The 16326-nt window shown below is 41.8% G+C and carries 14 protein-coding genes; 6 read left to right on the forward strand and 8 right to left on the reverse strand.

The genetic code is table 11. The features are described from left to right. Window positions 1-77 precede the first annotated feature (77 nt). Window positions 78-1316, forward strand: coding sequence for a glycosyltransferase (locus tag AB1A65_RS11395; RefSeq protein ID WP_366589118.1), 1239 nt, complete (start codon window positions 78-80; stop codon window positions 1314-1316). A 70-nt stretch (window positions 1317-1386) separates the two neighbouring features. Here the strand turns inward: AB1A65_RS11395 and AB1A65_RS11400 are convergent, their stop codons facing one another. The 5 genes from AB1A65_RS11400 to AB1A65_RS11420 form a co-directional block, all read right to left on the reverse strand. Further along, window positions 1387-1800, reverse strand: a complete 414-nt coding sequence (locus tag AB1A65_RS11400) for a DUF6326 family protein (RefSeq protein ID WP_366589120.1) — start codon at window positions 1798-1800, stop codon at window positions 1387-1389. 251 nt (window positions 1801-2051) lie between these two features. Further along, window positions 2052-3578 carry a bifunctional GNAT family N-acetyltransferase/carbon-nitrogen hydrolase family protein gene (locus tag AB1A65_RS11405; RefSeq protein ID WP_366589123.1) on the reverse strand — a complete coding sequence of 509 codons (1527 nt, stop codon included), beginning with the start codon at window positions 3576-3578 and terminating at the stop codon, window positions 2052-2054. Window positions 3579-3741: 163 nt separating this feature from the next. Next, complete coding sequence (locus AB1A65_RS11410) at window positions 3742-5424, reverse strand: D-aminoacylase (RefSeq protein ID WP_366589126.1); 1683 nt, start codon at window positions 5422-5424, stop codon at window positions 3742-3744. A gap of 45 nt (window positions 5425-5469) precedes the next feature. Further along, complete coding sequence (locus AB1A65_RS11415) at window positions 5470-8334, reverse strand: glycosyl hydrolase 115 family protein (RefSeq protein WP_366589128.1); 2865 nt, start codon at window positions 8332-8334, stop codon at window positions 5470-5472. 120 nt (window positions 8335-8454) lie between these two features. Next, the gene (locus AB1A65_RS11420) at window positions 8455-8829 is read right to left on the reverse strand and encodes a hypothetical protein (protein ID WP_366589130.1); all 375 of its coding nucleotides are present in this window, start codon (window positions 8827-8829) and stop codon (window positions 8455-8457) included. A gap of 108 nt (window positions 8830-8937) precedes the next feature. Here AB1A65_RS11420 and AB1A65_RS11425 point away from each other — a divergent pair, with 108 nt between their 5' ends. Beyond that, on the forward strand, window positions 8938-9780 hold the full coding sequence (locus tag AB1A65_RS11425; RefSeq protein ID WP_366589132.1) for a 1,4-dihydroxy-2-naphthoyl-CoA synthase: 843 nt from the start codon (window positions 8938-8940) through the stop codon (window positions 9778-9780). A gap of 386 nt (window positions 9781-10166) precedes the next feature. On the opposite strand, the gene AB1A65_RS11430 is transcribed toward AB1A65_RS11425, so the two are convergent. Continuing rightward, the gene (locus tag AB1A65_RS11430) at window positions 10167-11504 is read right to left on the reverse strand and encodes a serine hydrolase (RefSeq protein WP_366589134.1); all 1338 of its coding nucleotides are present in this window, start codon (window positions 11502-11504) and stop codon (window positions 10167-10169) included. 50 nt (window positions 11505-11554) lie between these two features. Between AB1A65_RS11430 and AB1A65_RS11435 the strand changes: the two genes are divergently transcribed. Both AB1A65_RS11435 and AB1A65_RS11440 read left to right on the forward strand, forming a co-directional pair. After that, entirely contained in the window at window positions 11555-12427 is an 873-nt protein-coding gene (locus AB1A65_RS11435; protein WP_366589136.1) for a pirin family protein, read from the forward strand. A 46-nt stretch (window positions 12428-12473) separates the two neighbouring features. Continuing rightward, window positions 12474-12878 carry a hypothetical protein gene (locus AB1A65_RS11440; protein WP_366589138.1) on the forward strand — a complete coding sequence of 135 codons (405 nt, stop codon included), beginning with the start codon at window positions 12474-12476 and terminating at the stop codon, window positions 12876-12878. On the opposite strand, the gene AB1A65_RS11445 is transcribed toward AB1A65_RS11440, so the two are convergent. After that, complete coding sequence (locus tag AB1A65_RS11445; RefSeq protein ID WP_366589140.1) at window positions 12879-13817, reverse strand: PmoA family protein; 939 nt, start codon at window positions 13815-13817, stop codon at window positions 12879-12881. It lies immediately after the preceding gene. A gap of 166 nt (window positions 13818-13983) precedes the next feature. Here AB1A65_RS11445 and AB1A65_RS11450 point away from each other — a divergent pair, with 166 nt between their 5' ends. Then, window positions 13984-14574 carry a peptidoglycan recognition family protein gene (locus tag AB1A65_RS11450; RefSeq protein ID WP_366589143.1) on the forward strand — a complete coding sequence of 197 codons (591 nt, stop codon included), beginning with the start codon at window positions 13984-13986 and terminating at the stop codon, window positions 14572-14574. Between the two features lie 4 nt (window positions 14575-14578). Then, window positions 14579-16024, forward strand: coding sequence for a M14 family zinc carboxypeptidase (locus AB1A65_RS11455; RefSeq protein ID WP_366589145.1), 1446 nt, complete (start codon window positions 14579-14581; stop codon window positions 16022-16024). Here the strand turns inward: AB1A65_RS11455 and AB1A65_RS11460 are convergent. Beyond that, a complete protein-coding gene (locus AB1A65_RS11460; protein ID WP_366589148.1) occupies window positions 16021-16188 on the reverse strand; it encodes a hypothetical protein in 168 nt (55 codons plus the stop codon). The genes AB1A65_RS11455 and AB1A65_RS11460 overlap by 4 nt on opposite strands. Between the last annotated feature and the right edge of the window lie 138 nt (window positions 16189-16326).

Below are 16326 nucleotides of genomic sequence, written 5' to 3' on the forward strand. Positions count from 1 at the left end.
TTTGGAATTTGAAATTTGTTTTTTTGAATTTGATACTTGAGCTTACACTTGTATTTTTATTGTTTACCAATCACCCAATGTCCAAAAAACTCCTTGTCATCGGCTATGTCTGGCCCGAACCCAATACCACCGCGGCGGGGCATCGTATGATTCAATTATTGGAAGCTTTTCAAAGTTTTGGCTATCACATCACTTTTGGTTCCACTGCCACCAACACAGAGTATAGCTATGATTTGGATGCTTTGGGTATCGATTCAGTGACTATTGAACTTAACAACTGTAGTTTTGATGATTTTATAACAACACTAAAGCCCGATGTTGTCATTTTTGACCGCTTTATGATCGAGGAACAATTTGGTTGGCGGGTGGCCGAGTTTGCCCCACAAGCTCTTCGGGTATTAAACACGGAAGATTTACATGCCCTGCGCAAGGCTAGGGAAGAGGTTCATAAACGGAATCAATCTTTTTCACTTGACGATTGGAAAAACCATCCCATGACAATACGGGAAGTGGCCAGTATCTATCGCTCTGATATTTCGTTGCTGGTTTCCACGTATGAAATGGAAATCCTTCAGAATGAATTGGGAATCTCCAAAAGCTTGCTTTTTCATTTGCCATTGCTCTTTGAGAAATTGGATGATTCCACCGTTTCAAAATGGCCCAAGTTTGAAGAACGGAACGGTTTTGTCTGCATTGGAAATGGCAAACATACCCCAAATGCGGATTCCATTCAAGTGTTGAAGAAAGAAATTTGGCCCTTGATTCGTAAACAAGTTCCAGAAGCCCATCTTTATGTGTACGGTGCCTATTTGCCCCAACAGATTGAAGAAATGCATCATCCGAAAGAAGGTTTTCACATTAGGGGATGGGCAGAAGATATTAAAACTGTCTTGAAAAATGCCCGTTTGCTGCTGGCACCCTTACAATTTGGTGCGGGTATCAAAGGAAAATTGTTGGATAGCATGTGCTGTGGTACCCCAAGCATCACCACGGCCACTGGCGCAGAAGGAATGCACGAGGATTTGCCATGGTGTGGGGCCATTGCTGATGACGGGGTTTCTTTTGCCCAAGCCGCTGTGGAATTGTATCAAAATCCTACAACATGGCAAAACGCACAAAAAAATGGCGTAGCACTCATCAATAGTTTTTATGAAAAAGAGTTTTTGAAGCAATCCCTGAAGCAGAAAATTGATGATGTCATTTCAAATTTAGATACACATCGGTTCCAAAACTTTATGGGGCGAATGTTGCAACACCATACCCAAGCCAGCACCAAATACATGGCCAAGTGGATTGAAGCAAAGAATAGGAGGTGAGGGGTTCGGCCACAATGAGCTGTACAAGTTGTTGGCAGCTGGCTTTTATTTTTTTAATTAGGGCAAATTTTTAAACACTTATTTCTTCTTTAGGCCATTTCCAAGCATAATAGACAATGAAAGCAGTAATGATACTTTCCAAAAATGCTAAATACACATAAAATGTATACCATTCATTCGTTGTACTTATTCCAATGAAAACCATCATTATGGTAAATAATATTCCGAACAAAATATTAAGAATCCGATTTATTTTGGATTTAAGAAAAACTGAAAGAGCAACCATTACAGAAGATATTGATAGAATTATCGATGCTACCAATAACTTGATTGGATTGTCCATAATATTTTCACCAGAAATTAAACTATTTACTTTTTCCGGCGTATATAATTCAAAATAATCTCCATATAAATAACATAGAGTTACAGAAACCCATAATGTGGCAAGTTTAACTTTGATATTTACTTTTGGATTTTCTAACATTTTAGTTTGGTCTTTAAGGTTTAATAGATATCTATTCATAAAGACGTAAAATCCTTTCAAACGGTTGCCTCATTAATAAATTCAGTCGGCTTTAGGCTTGCTACCAACGCTGAAAGAAATGAATTGTTTTACTACTTCGACTAAGCTCAGCACAAAGTGATTTATATCGCCCGATAACGAAGTTCGGAGAAATTTTGTTCAAAATCAACGCAAGAACATAAAAGTAATATACTGATTTTCAACACTAAGCATTAGCGCTTTCTTAACTCAAAAATGTCTTTCCGCCGGTCTTTTAAATTCCGTACAGCACCAAATTGATGCAACTCCCGTAACAGGTCAATATCCAAATCGGCAATAAGTATCATTTCTGTGTTGGGCGTAGCCTCTGCTTTGATTCCATTGGTGGGAAATGAGAAATCGCAAGGCGTAAAAACCATGGATTGGGCAAACTGGATGTCCATATTATGGACGTTGGGCAGATTCCCAACACTTCCTGCAATGGCCACATAACATTCATTTTCAATAGCTCTTGCCTGGGCACAATTCCGGACCCGGGAATAGCCATTCTGGGTGTCGGTCAAAAAGGGAATAAATAGGATATCCATTCCCTCATCCGCAAGAAGTCGGCTCAACTCCGGAAACTCGGAATCATAGCAAATGAGAACCCCTATTTTACCACAGTCGGTATCAAAAACTTTTAATTCCGTACCGCCCTGCAAGCCCCATACTTTGGCTTCATCAGGGGTGACGTGCAATTTTTCATACCGCTCCACGGTGCCGTTCCTTTTACATAAATAGCCAACATTGTAAAGCTTTCCGTCTTTTATTTCGGGCATGCTCCCTGCAATGATATTGATGTTGTACGAAATGGAAAAATTGGAAAATTTTTGTACAATTTCATCCGTATGTTTTGCCAATTCCCGAATGGCCGCCGCTTCACCCAAGTGGTTGTTCTCGGCCATTAACGGGGCATTAAAAAACTCAGGGAACAGCGCAAAATCTGAGCGGTAACCAGAAACGGCATCAATAAAATATTCGGCTTGCTGCAATAGCGAATCAATATCCTTATACGGACGCATTTGCCATTGAATAAGCCCCAACCGGACCACTTTTTTCTTGGTAGCCGCCTTTTTTACGGGCTTTTCATAATAAATATTGTCCCATTCCATGAGCACCGCGAATTCCTTGGAAGCTTCATCCCCTTCCAAATAGCCCTTGATGATTCGGGCAGGGTGAAAATCATTGGAAATCTGAAAATTCAAAACGGGATCATGAATTTCTTTCCGCCGTACTTTTTCTATGTATTCTTTCGGACTGATTTCATGCGAGTATTTGTGGTAATTTGGTATCCTCCCTCCAAAAGCGATGCTACGTAAATTCAGTTTTTCACAAAGTTCCTTTCTGTAATCATAAAGTCGTCTTCCAAGCCTTAATCCCCTAAAATCGGGCTTTATGAACACATCAATGCCGTAGAGAATATCTCCGTCCGGCGTATGCGAATTAAATGTGTAATCCGCAGTAATTTCCCGATAGGTGTGGTTGTCCTCAAACTTTTCATTATCAATAATGATGGAAAGGGCACATCCTGCGATTAGACCATTAACTTTGATTACCACCTGTCCTTCTGGGAACTTATCCAGCAAAGTTTGTATATGATGTTCTTTCCAAAACGCTTCCGGCATGGAGGAATAGGCAGAGACCATAACGTCCTTTATCTCCAAATAATCCTCAAACTGAAGATATTGCAATTCTATGGTATCAATTTCACTGAGTTTCATTCATCTAAAATTAGCTGATTTAAAAAAGCAGGCCGACGTTTTGGAAACGGCACAACCAAAAATGTTCAACGCATACTTATCATTTGAATCACTGATGTTGGTGACAAAACCACTGAAATTAGAAAATTTATGGTAATTACCTTTTTTCATATCTAAAAAGTGATCAGTTGTTCTTATACCCTGGCCCATGAACCACCTGTCCTGGAAATTCACCAGTATGCTCGCCATTTTCCAATACCTGGGTCCCGTTGACAAAGACATGTTTCACACCAGTTGCATATTGGTGCGGTTCCTCAAAAGTAGCATTATCCTGGATGGTATTTGGGTCGAATAGCACCACATCTGCATAATATCCTTCAATAAGAGCACCCCGTTTTTTGATTTTTAGATTGGTGGCAGGTAGCATAGTAAGTTTATGTATGGCTTCTTCCATGGGAATGACTTTTTCATCCCGAACATATTTTCCCAACAACCGGGCTACGTTTCCATAGGCTCGGGGGTGCGTGCTTGATTTTAGAAAAACGCCCTCAGCAGCCAAGGAACCTCCATCAGAACCGAAACTCATCCAAGGCAAAGCAATTTGTTTTTTGACATTGTCCTCAGACATTAAAAAATAAATGGTACCAACACGGCTTCCATCTTGTATAACCAAATCCATTGCGGTTTCCTCGGGCGAAAGTCCACGCATTTCAGCTACTTCGGCGAGTGTTTTTCCTGTGAGATATTTTAGGGAATCATTTTTAAAGCCTGCCAATAAAATTTTACTGGGGTCACCTGCGGCTTGCATCAAGCTTTCCCATTCATCCGTTGGGGTACGCATTTCTTGCATCACTTTTTTTCGGATGGCAGGGTCTTGCAATCGTTCTGCCCATTTGTCATACCCCCCTTCTTGAACCCATGGCGGCATGGAAGCGTCCAGTCCAGTAGCACCGGCCACGTAGTTGTACATATCGGCCGTGATGCTCAATCCTGCCGCTCTCGCGGAGTCCACTTTTTTAACCACAGCATCAAACTTGTGCCAATTCTCTTTTCCACTTTGTTTTAAGTGATAAATCTCGGCCCGAATCCCAGCTTTATCCGCAATCTGAATCAACTCATCCAAACTTTCCAAAAGCTGGGAGCCTTCACTGCGAATATGGCTAATATACATGCCATCATATTCTGCGGCCACTTTACAGAGTTCTATCAATTCCTCGGTGCTGGAATAAAAGGCGGGGGCATAGATCAAGGATGAACCTACACCAAGTGCACCTTGTTCCATAGCTTGCTTTACCATAAGCTTCATGGAATCCAATTCTTGCGGGGTAGGGGCCCTATTCTCATAACCAACTTGGTGTATCCGTAAGGTAGTTGCACCCACAAAAGACGCAACATTCGGAGAGATTCCTTTTTGGGTCAAGTATTCCAGATACTCGTTTAAGGTGGTCCATTCTATATCAAACTTGATATCTCCCTGACTTTCCTTTTCCTCTTTTTTCATGGAATCGTTCAATGGTCCCATGGACCAGCCTTCGCCAAAAACTTCCAGTGTTACCCCTTGCTTAATGTCACCCATGGAACGCCCATCCTCTATCAAAGATTCCACAGCCCAACTTAGCATATTGATAAAGCCCGGAGCCACCACCATGCCAGATGCATCTATCTCCTTTGTGCCCGTTGCATTCTCAAGATTTCCGATGGCGGCAATGGTATCTGCATTGATTCCAATATTGCCGACATAAGAAGCATCACCCGAACCATCCATGATGGTGCCATTTTTAATAAGCACATCAAAGTTTTGTGATTGCTTACAACTGGTCACAACAAGCAGAAAAACAAGCAGAAAAAGTGGTCGGATAGGCTTCATAACTGGGTTATTTAGTGAAAGATAACCAAGTTAGGGAATTTCGGCCTATTTCTCGCCACCAACCATTTTACTTTCTGGCGGCCCTAGATAACTTGGACGTAATCCTCCTAAATCAATTACAAACTTTTGAAATACCACACCCGGGTCAACCATCCAAATTTTTAAGGTATGCCTTCCAGATTTTATGGATTTATGCTCTGTGCGCTTTTTCTTGATATGGTCCGTAACCGAATCGTTCCACCAATCCGGGTATTCCCAATCGGGTTGTGTTTCGCCTTCATGAATGTTCACTATTTGAGGTATCTCATCATCAATAGCAATGGCATATTTGAGTCCCTCGTTCTTTTTATAATTTAAGGTAGGGGATAGGTAGGTTTCCACGGCTAAATCCGAATCATCAAAAACAGTGAATTCATAGGTCACCGAAGGTGCACTTTCTGGCGATTGTGGTTCCGCATTAGCTGGTTCCACCATAATAGAAGAATCGGTTCTACCCAAATTTGGAACTGTGGTCCAGTGAATATCCTTTGAATCTTTCCTTTTAGAAAAATGTGCGGCTTCAATGGAAATTACCCCATTGATTTCCACAAAACCAGTGGCTTCCATGATTTCATTTCTTATGGGCACCTTAACAGTGTAATCCCTTCCCGCCCCCGAAATTATTATTTCACCGGAGGCTTTTCCTAGCGGAGCCTTGCTCCAGTCGACACTGACATATACTCTTTCCTCAAATTGAACGGTACCCGAGGTTGCGGATAATTTTATCCAATCTTCTTTTGCCGCAAGGGTATAATTTAATGCTTCTTCGCCCTGATTAAAGATTTCCAAATAATAGTTTTGATCATTGATGGGGTCGAAAGTGGAAAAGGTTTGACCAAACAGTCCAGAGGTGTTCCAACGCATTCTGGGAGCGTGCTCCACTACATAACCCAATACAGCATTGGGATTATTTTGAAGGTAAGACACCGTCGGCATTTTATTGTATTGGGGATTGTTCCAACTGGTGTAACCGATATGCGTTTGGGCCATAATGTGGTTCCATTTGCCGCCCTCAAGTTCTTCATGAAATTCCTTGGTAAGGGCTTCATCTTTAAAGAAAAGCTCCTTTGTCTTTTCGGCATATTGGTTTGTAGATGCCCTACCTTGTTGGCCGTACAAAGCATTCTTACCTGCTGCCACATACATTTCGTTCAAGTTGCTGCACAGTTCCACAGGTGAAAGTACCAATTGGTAAAATGCCGATTTATACTGCTCGGGAAGTTTATCATAGATGACCCGACTTTTCTCCACCAGATTTTTATACTCATCAACAATGGTTTCCGCCTCCCTATAATTGGAAAGACTGTAGGTATCGGGCTTTAGCATTTCCGGAGTACGGCGGGCATTGTATTTGGTATAGAGGGTCAAAATTTCGGCTATCTCTTGGGCATGTTGTTCACCAAATTGCTGTTTGGCCCAATCCACATAATAGTTGGGGAGGTCCTTAGCGCGAATGGCATCCGTATTCCAAGCAAAATCCAAGAAAAAGCTGATAGGAAGCTCCATCGGTTTTAAATCACCGACATTCACAATCCATAAATCCTTTACGCCCCATTCATAGGACAAATTCATCTGCTCCCATACCCGTTCCAACTGGGTTACGTTGAGCCAACGATAGGATACCGGACCACCCACAAAATCAAAATGATAGTACATTCCATACCCACCAGAGTGGTCTAAATCCTCTTTTTTTGGAAGAATACGGACATTGCCCCAGTTGTCATCGCAGAACAACACCAAAATATCATCATCTACCCGTAAGCCTTTGTCATAATAATCCTGAACCTCTTTGTAAATCGCCCAAACCTGTGGGGTTTCCTCAGCAGGTTTTCGGGTGACATCGACAATAATCTCACGTTGATCTTCAATGATGGTTTTTAGGAGATCCACTGCAGTTTCTTCGGACATGGCCTCATCGCCATCGCCGCGCATGCCCAAGGTGACCACACTTTCATGATCGCCCATTCGCTCAATGCCACCTCGCCAAAATTCATGTAGTTTTTCTTTGTTGGTCTCATAATTCCATGCGCCACCCTTAAATCGGTCCCATTCATCATGAGCCCGCATCATGGGTTCATGGTGGCTGGTGGACATGACAATACCATATTCATCCGCAAGTCGGGCATTTTCAGGGTCATCATCAGCAAAAGCTGAGGGCTGCCACATGGCCGGCCATAAATAGTTGGCTTTATTCCGCAATAAAAGTTCAAAAACCTTTTCATAGAACTCATGATTGAACCCTCCAAAAGTTTCCTCGGCCCAACCTCGTAGAGCAGGGGCTTCATCATTCAAAAAGATTCCTCTATATTTTACCGAAGGTGCGTTGGAAACGTATTTTCCTTTTTCCACATAAATGGTTTCTCTTTGTTGGGCAGGAACATCGGCCCAAAAATGCCATGGGGACACCCCAATTTCTTTTGAAAGTGAGAAAACACCAAAAGCGGAACCGCGCTTATCACTTCCGGCAATTACCAAGGCTTGGGATACGCCGGGGAAAGGATTTTTCACCGTTTGCATCAGGAAGCGTTCCCATTTACCTTCAATGGAACTGACATCAATTTTTTTGGATGCGATCAATCCATCTATAAATTCACTTTGACCAATGGACCCTATCACGATAAGGTTAGTATCCAAAGACTCCTTTGAGGTTGTGGTCTTTGGTTTTCGTCCAGTAACTTTTTCAATATCATCTGCTAAAAGCGTTGATGCTATTTCAATCAATTTTTCATCTGAAGCATCATATAGAATGGTTGCCGATGTATTTTTGGCTACAATAGGGAAGGGGTACTTGTTGTTTGAAGTGCTGCTTACCTGTAACTGGGCAAGGGCTACAAAGGGCAAAAACAAAAGCCCAAAAAATATTTTTCTCATTTCTATGTGACCTATTTATTCCCATTCGTCGAACAGGATGCGTTAGTTGCCCCGAATATACGCAATCGATTGCGTAATCTAGTCATAATCACAAAAAATTAAAGAATATTGGGATTGGTTCTAATCTTTAACCAGTTTTAAGCTCAGACTTGTATATTGCTCCTTAGTAGTATCCGCATCAATTTCATACGTATAATTTCCCGTTTTGAGTGTTTCCTCCCCAACATAATCAATGGGTTGAAGTGTATACGTTTTACCCTCTATTTCCAATTGCACAAAAGCATAGCGATAGGCCTTTTGAAACGTTTTATAGTCCGTTTGTTCACCAGAAGCAATATTTTCAAAGCTCACCCTTCCAGTAGAAGTATCAACAACAATGTTTTCAAAATTGAATTCGCTCACATTGGATAACCTTATGCTCACTTGGTCAGCTTGGTTGTCATTCGAACAGCCTATCATAGGAATGATACAAAATAGGATTAGGATAGTTCTCATATGCTAATGGTTTACTGTATGATGCAATTTTTTCATTTGGTTGCCCCTTATTGTAGGGCTAGCTTCAACGAAAAACCGTTATTTTGTGCTACATCAAATAATCATATCATGAAATCACCCAACTGGCAGACCGCCATGGAATTTGAAGACATTACCTATAAAAAATGTGATGGTGTGGCCCGCATTGCCTTTAACCGCCCGGATGTGCGTAATGCTTTTCGACCCAAAACCACCAGTGAACTTTACAAAGCCTTTTATGATGCCCAAGAAGACACCTCTATTGGTGTGGTTTTGCTTTCGGGTGAGGGACCGTCCAGCAAAGACGGTAAATGGGCCTTTTGTAGTGGAGGTGACCAAAAGGCCAGGGGGCATAAAGGCTATGTGGGCGATGACGGTTACCATCGTCTGAATATTTTAGAAGTGCAACGCCTTATTCGGTTTATGCCCAAGGTTGTTATTGCCGTGGTACCCGGTTGGGCCGTTGGGGGAGGACATAGCCTTCATGTGGTCTGTGATATGACCTTGGCCAGTAAAGAACATGCCATCTTTAAACAAACGGATGCGGATGTGACCAGTTTTGATGGAGGCTACGGTTCTGCCTACCTCGCCAAAATGGTGGGGCAGAAAAAAGCGCGTGAAATCTTTTTTTTAGGTCGAAATTATTCTGCCCAAGAAGCCTTTGAAATGGGCATGGTGAATGCTGTGATTCCACATGAGGAGTTAGAAGACACGGCCTATCAGTGGGCACAAGAGGTATTGGCCAAGTCACCCACATCCATTAAAATGCTCAAGTTTGCCATGAACCTTACCGATGATGGAATGGTAGGGCAACAAGTTTTTGCTGGGGAAGCGACCCGTTTGGCCTACATGACCGACGAGGCCAAAGAAGGAAGAAACGCCTTTTTGGAAAAACGGAAACCTGACTTTGGTAAGGATAAATGGATTCCGTAATCCAATCGACAATTTACAGTGGACAATAAACAATGTAGAAGCTAACTGGTGAAATTCGTAGGATTCGTAGAGTTAGTGTCAAACTAAAATTACCAATGGTTGTAAACCAAAAAGAGCCTTGCCGTTAGGTCAAGACTCTTTTACGAGAACACTATATGAAAATGAAAAAATTACTTTCTTAATTAATTACATTGTAAATGTACCACCAGAGTACCCACAAATGAAATTATTGTTGTGAAATAGCCTATTGTTGTGGCGTTGGGAAATGTTTTTGTAAGTCACCCGACTTTTCAGAATCTTTGTCGATAGAACAACGCTTTGAAAATCAGGTTTATAGCTGTGATTTGATGATGAAATGGAAGTTTTTTACCAATTGATGGAGACTATTACCCCTTAATGGCATCTACCACGGCTCTTAACACGCGATTGGGATCAAACTCTGGTTCCTCTGCCAATCCGGTCCGTACCACTACCAAATCCTTTGAGGGAATCACAAACACGTATTGCCCTTGATAACCATTGCAAGAAAATAGGTCTTTGGGTACATCGGGATATTTCCCTTCCGCATTCAACCAAAAGTGGGCACCATATTCCCCATTGGAATGCTGTGTAGGGGTGGTAATGTAATCCACCCATTCCGAATCAAAGATTTGTTCCCCATTCCAGATTCCTCGGTCTAAATACAGCTGCCCAAAACGCGCCCAATCCCGGGTGCTGGCCCATGAATAAGAGGAACCCACGTAGTTTCCAGCTATATCAGCCTCCAAAACCATGGAGTGCATTCCAATTTTATCAATCAATGCCGAATATGGAAAGTCCAAATATTCTTGATGACTTCGAAATTGTTGCCGAAGAATTCCAGAAAGCAAATTGGAGGTTCCAGAAGAATAATTCCAAATTTCGGCAGGTTTGGCCGCAGTTTTTTTCTCCTTTGGCCTTTGGGTCATGTCACTATCCAAAAAAAGCATTTTTGTTACATCAGACATGCCGCCGTAATCTTCGTCCCATTCCAATCCACTTTGCATACGCAGTAAGTGGTTAAGGGTGATGTTTTTACGCTCATCATCTTTCCATTCTGCGATGGGAGCCGGCCAATCCATTTCCAATTTCCCTTGATGCTCCAAAATTCCAAAACACGTAGCCAGCACGCTTTTAGTCATGGACCAACCTAAGATGGGGGTGTCCTTGGTAAAACCATCAACATATTTTTCTGCTATTAGGTGACCTTTATATAGAACCAAAAATGTTCTCGTTTTTTGGGTTTCGGGATTCGCGAATGCCACCGCCAAAGCTCGATTGATTTGGTCCATGTCCACTTCTTCAAAAATGGAATCCAGCGGAGCAGCTTGCCCATAGGGATATGGTATTGTGTCCATGGAAAAATTTCTTTTGGGACGAATGGTAAGCTTGCTGGGGTCGTACTCATCATTGATAAGAACCGAGCCCAACCCATCACGGTACACCGCTGTTCGTTCCATAAGACCATACACGGTAGAAGATGCGGATTTTGACGCCTCGTTTACCTCGGTGGTTGCCAATTTTACCAAGGGGACATTGTTGTCATTCAGGTTCATGGAAGCTTCGGAACGGCCTGCCACATAGACACCCGAGGCCACATTTTTGGCCGCATAGCCAGAAATGATGTTCAATTTGGGATAATTCAAATAAACCACTACTCCAATTACAATCAATAGGAGTAGTAAAATGCGCTTAAGTAGTTTCATGGTGTTGGATTTGTCGTAACTTTCTGCTTCTAAATATAAAAATAAAAGCTATGTCCAACATCGGATTGATCATAGAAGAACGGAGCAGGGATATTGGAGATTTTTTGGTAGGTAGACTAATCCCTTTTCGGAAGAAACGGATGATAGGTCCTTTCATTTTCATTGACCATATGGGGCCTACGGAACTAGGACCAGCTCGGTATATGGATGTGAACCAACATCCACATTTGGGGCTCTCGACCTTGACTTTTATGCTGGAAGGGGAAATTATGCATGAGGACAGTATGGGCACCCAACAACGTATAAAACCAGGTTCGGTAAATTGGATGACGGCAGGAAAAGGTGTGACTCATACTGAACGAACTCCGAAGGATATGCGGAATGGAACACTTTTTACAGCCCATGGTTATCAAATTTGGGTCGCACTGCCGAAGGAGTTGGAAGATATGGAACCCCAATTTCATCATATAGATGGTGCTGATTTACCCAAATGGAAGGATGACTCTGCTGAGTTCAAATTAGTGGCCGGCAAAGGCTATGATAAAGAATCACCCGTTCCCGTGCATTCTGATTTGTTTATGGTAGAAATAAAAAACGAAGAAAGCTATTCCCTGAACGTGAATGGAAAACTCAAGGGTGAAATCGGGATTTGTATTGTGGAAGGCAGTATTGAAGCCTGTGGAGAGGTTGTGGAAAAAGGAAACATTCTCGTATCCAAAGTAGAAGACACTTGTAACATCCTGTTGCGGCCCAACACCCATCTCTTGTTGTTTGGAGGGGAGCCTTTTCCAGAGGAACGTCACATTTATTGGAATTTTGTATCCTCTAGTAAACATAAAATTGAAGCAGCCAAAGAAGCATGGCGCAGCAAGACCTTTCCCATGATGGAAACTGATGATACCTATGTGCCCTTACCCGAGTAAATTGTAGAAATATGTATCTTTAGGAATCAACCATTCCTAACGCCTATTGAAGAAATTACTCCTTTGTGTTATTGTTTTGGCTTCCTGTACCCGACAAAAGCCGGTTAAAAAACCAACCCACGAGTGGATAGGGCATGAGGTTACTGCTTCGGCCTACAATTCGGTCTTTTGGCAAACGGACAGCATTAACCCTTCCGTGGCAGCTTGGGGTGACACCCTAAAACCGGGCATGAAGTGCATTGCGGTGTCCCGTGATCTCCTTAAAATGGGCCTTACACATAATACCATGGTGAAAATCGATACTTTTCCCGATACATTTTATGTAAAGGATAAAATGCACTACCGCTGGCGAAACCGAATCGATATTTACATGGGAAAAGATGTTAAAAAGGCTAGGGAATGGGGCAAAAAGAAACTTATGATTTGCTACGCTGTTCCCATTGAAAATTAATCACTCATTTTCGTTCTCATAGGTTACCCACAAGCTTTGAGCTTGTTCCGCATCCATTTCTCCATCAAAAACCACGATACGGTACTGTAAACTATAGGTGTTATTGGCCTTCATCACCCAGTCTTTTGTTTTGATAGGGCATACATTCACAAAAATATAACCGTCGTGCATTTCCTTGGGCCAAACACGTAACGGTTCAGGGTGATTGTAATTGTTAACGTTGGACATCAATAAAAATCCACCATGATGCTCACCCAATTCACCCTGTACCAAACACCATTTGGCCAGTGATCCATCTGCATTCTCACGGGTAATCCCTTCAGAAGTCAAGATTTTGCTGTTGGCATCCGTCCACTCTTTGGTTCCCCGGATGGAAAAGCCACCATACCGGTATTCAATAAGTTTAAAATCGCTGTCTGTGGTCTGGTATTCAATATTTATATCCAATGCATAGGCTTTATCATTCAATTCATTGAGCGTTACGGTTTGGATTTCGTTGATAGCGATTTTCTCATGCCCTCCTTTCAATACCACATGTTCATGGTGCGTGCGGAAAATATTGTCGCCTATCTCTTTGAACTCTTTGAACCGAACTGTGCCCTTTTTATCACCAATATTCCAAAAATCGATGGTGTCTCCTTCATAAACCACGCGTGTCCATGGGTTCCACACCCCAAAGTGATGGTAATGGTCTTCTGGGTGTATCGCTGTTAGGGTATGCCCGCTCAGCGTTTTTAACGGATGGATAAATCCACTACGATGAAAAGCGGAATCAATTCCTTCGGGTGGTGGCATGGTTTCAAACCGATAGACAAGGACATCCTTATCAGAAATGGATAAAATCAAGTTTTCCGATTCCTTTCGGGATGTATATGGATTCTTGCTGCAAGATGACATCAGAATGAATGCTATTATCAAAAGAGTTTGAAAATAGTGCATGGTTCAAGATTGTTGATGCATTTAAAGATATTAAATAATAGTGGGCTAATTTTTCAATTTTGGATTACATTTGGGCATGGTTCCACTTCATTACTTTCCAAGAAAATTAAGGGTTTTAGTACTTTTCGGTCTACTGTTTGTTTCATGCAATGTGCAAAAAGAGATTGTGGACATTCCCATTATTTTTGATGAACAACGGGTTGAACTCACCAAAGAATATTTGGCCCAACGGTATGGTTTGGAGCAGGACACCACCACCATTGTCCCAAAAATGATAGTACTTCACTGGACAGCCATTCCAAGCTTGAAAAGGTCTTTTACTGCTTTCAACAAGTCAACTTTACCCAATTGGCGACCCGATTTGGAAAATGTGAGCGGTTTAAATGTGTCTTCCCATTTTTTGGTAGACCAAGATGGTACAATTTATCGATTGATGCCCGAAACTGTGATGGCACGTCATGTAATTGGACTCAATCATTGTGCCATTGGCATAGAAAATGTAGGCGGGTCAGAAGGATTTCCCTTAACGAAAAAGCAATTGAAATCGAATATCTTTTTGGTGAAGTATCTAGCATCAAAATACAATATTGATTATGTAATTGGCCATCAAGAATACACCCAATTTGAAGGACACCCGTTGTGGTTGGAGGTCGATGATGGCTATCGTACCACAAAAACCGACCCTGGGATGGATTTTATGAAAAAAGTACGGAGTGCAACCAAAAAATTTAACTTTAAACCTGTTCCAACACAATAGAACCATGTTCAAAAGACTACTTTCCGTTTTTATAGGGTTACTGACAACAGCTATGCAAGGCCAAGACCCCATTACCTCAAAACTGTATGAAACCTATGAAGAGTACAAGGAGTCATCTTTAGGTGAGCGCCGTATTAAACATCGACAAATACAGCCCTTGATTCAAGAGTTCAAGGCAAATCCAAAGTTTGAGGTGCAGAAAGTAGGAGAGTCCATTGAGGGACGGGAATTGAGTTTAATCAGTATTGGAACAGGAGAGATCAATGTTTTTTTATGGTCTCAAATGCACGGAAATGAGCCTACGGCCACCCAAGCCATTTTTGATATTCTCAATTTTTTGGATTCTTCCGATTTTGAGAAAGAGAAGCGCGAAATTCTCTCTAAATTAAAACTGCACTTCTTACCGATGGTAAATCCAGATGGGGCAGAAGTGTACCAGCGGAGAAATGCATTGGGTATTGATATCAACCGTGATGCCTTGCGATTACAATCCCCTGAAGGTCGAATTTTAAAACGTGTCCGGGATAGTCTGGATGCCGATTTTGGTTTTAACCTTCACGACCAGAGCACTTATTACAATGCGGAACTGACGGACAAACCAGCCACTATTTCGTATTTGGCCACGGCTTTTAACTATGAAAAGGATATCAATGCGGTGCGTGCCGATGCCATGAAGGTGATTGTATACATGAATAAGATCATTCAAAATTATGCACCAGGACAGGTGGGGCGGTACAGCGACGATTTTGAACCCCGAGCCTTTGGTGATAACATTGCCAAATGGGGCACCAGTCTTATTTTAATTGAATCTGGAGGATACACCAACGACCCAGAGAAGCAAGAAATACGTAAGCTCAACTACGTTTCCATTCTCTCTGCCCTATATACCATTGCGAATGGCAGTTACAAAAACATTCCTGTAGAGGATTACGAGAAAATCCCGCATAATGACCGTAAACTCTTCGACCTAAAGATTGAAAATGTGACCTACCAACTTTTGGGGAATGATTATATTTTGGATTTGGGCATTTTTAGAAATGAAATCGATCTAAAAGGGCACAATGATTTTTATTACAAAAGCGTGGTAGATGATCAAGGTGACCTTTCCACATTTTATGGATATGAAACGTATGATGCAACGGGGTATACCATTGTGCCACCAAAAGCGGCCAGCATGGGAAACCAACAAAATCCAAAAAATCTACTTCAGCAGGGCATTGCTTATGTGAAGACCGTGCTCCCAGATACTGGATTTTCAGTAGATGAACCTGTTCACAAAGCTAATTTGACTTTTAAATTGGGCTCTTTCAAGCTTCAACCTGGGGTAAATCCAACCTTTTTCTTAGAAAAGGAAGGGAAAATAACACATGCAGTTATCAATGGATTTTTGTTGGACCTATCCAAACCGCTTGAAGAGCAAAAGTTTGGTAACGCTTTGATCTATCGCTAGTAGCCGTAATGAAAAGTTATGCTAGAGCCATGAAGAATCAAAATGGTCAACATGGCCAACAATGCACAAACAATTGAAGCAAAAAGGGAGAGTACCACACTTTTAAAGCCATTGGATAATGGGCCTATGGCACTGTTGTCTATAATTTCTTTTACTACATCCATCACATTTCATTTTAAGTTAAACTTTCCTTGGTCATTAGGATGTTCTTAGTTGTCGTCTGTATACTACAAACAACTATCCGTCTAAAAACCCTACATTTTGAGGACTTTCAAAAAGATTTCCAGTATTTTCTTGCCTTT

Source organism: Allomuricauda sp. ANG21, assembly GCF_040705235.1.
In the GTDB taxonomy this organism is placed as follows: domain Bacteria; phylum Bacteroidota; class Bacteroidia; order Flavobacteriales; family Flavobacteriaceae; genus Flagellimonas; species Flagellimonas marina.

Excerpts from the sequence above, each read along its gene's own strand:
- AB1A65_RS11455 (WP_366589145.1), top strand. The coding sequence starts at position 14,579 with ATGTTCAAAAGACTACTTTCCGTTTTTATAGGGTTACTGACAACAGCT.
- AB1A65_RS11435 (WP_366589136.1), top strand. The coding sequence starts at position 11,555 with ATGTCCAACATCGGATTGATCATAGAAGAACGGAGCAGGGATATTGGA.
- AB1A65_RS11395 (WP_366589118.1), top strand. The coding sequence starts at position 78 with ATGTCCAAAAAACTCCTTGTCATCGGCTATGTCTGGCCCGAACCCAAT.
- AB1A65_RS11420 (WP_366589130.1), bottom strand. The coding sequence starts at position 8,829 with ATGAGAACTATCCTAATCCTATTTTGTATCATTCCTATGATAGGCTGT.
- AB1A65_RS11415 (WP_366589128.1), bottom strand. The coding sequence starts at position 8,334 with ATGAGAAAAATATTTTTTGGGCTTTTGTTTTTGCCCTTTGTAGCCCTT.
- AB1A65_RS11445 (WP_366589140.1), bottom strand. The coding sequence starts at position 13,817 with ATGCACTATTTTCAAACTCTTTTGATAATAGCATTCATTCTGATGTCA.
- AB1A65_RS11410 (WP_366589126.1), bottom strand. The coding sequence starts at position 5,424 with ATGAAGCCTATCCGACCACTTTTTCTGCTTGTTTTTCTGCTTGTTGTG.
- AB1A65_RS11430 (WP_366589134.1), bottom strand. The coding sequence starts at position 11,504 with ATGAAACTACTTAAGCGCATTTTACTACTCCTATTGATTGTAATTGGA.
- AB1A65_RS11405 (WP_366589123.1), bottom strand. The coding sequence starts at position 3,578 with ATGAAACTCAGTGAAATTGATACCATAGAATTGCAATATCTTCAGTTT.
- AB1A65_RS11425 (WP_366589132.1), top strand. The coding sequence starts at position 8,938 with ATGAAATCACCCAACTGGCAGACCGCCATGGAATTTGAAGACATTACC.
- AB1A65_RS11460 (WP_366589148.1), bottom strand. The coding sequence starts at position 16,188 with ATGGATGTAGTAAAAGAAATTATAGACAACAGTGCCATAGGCCCATTA.
- AB1A65_RS11400 (WP_366589120.1), bottom strand. The coding sequence starts at position 1,800 with ATGTTAGAAAATCCAAAAGTAAATATCAAAGTTAAACTTGCCACATTA.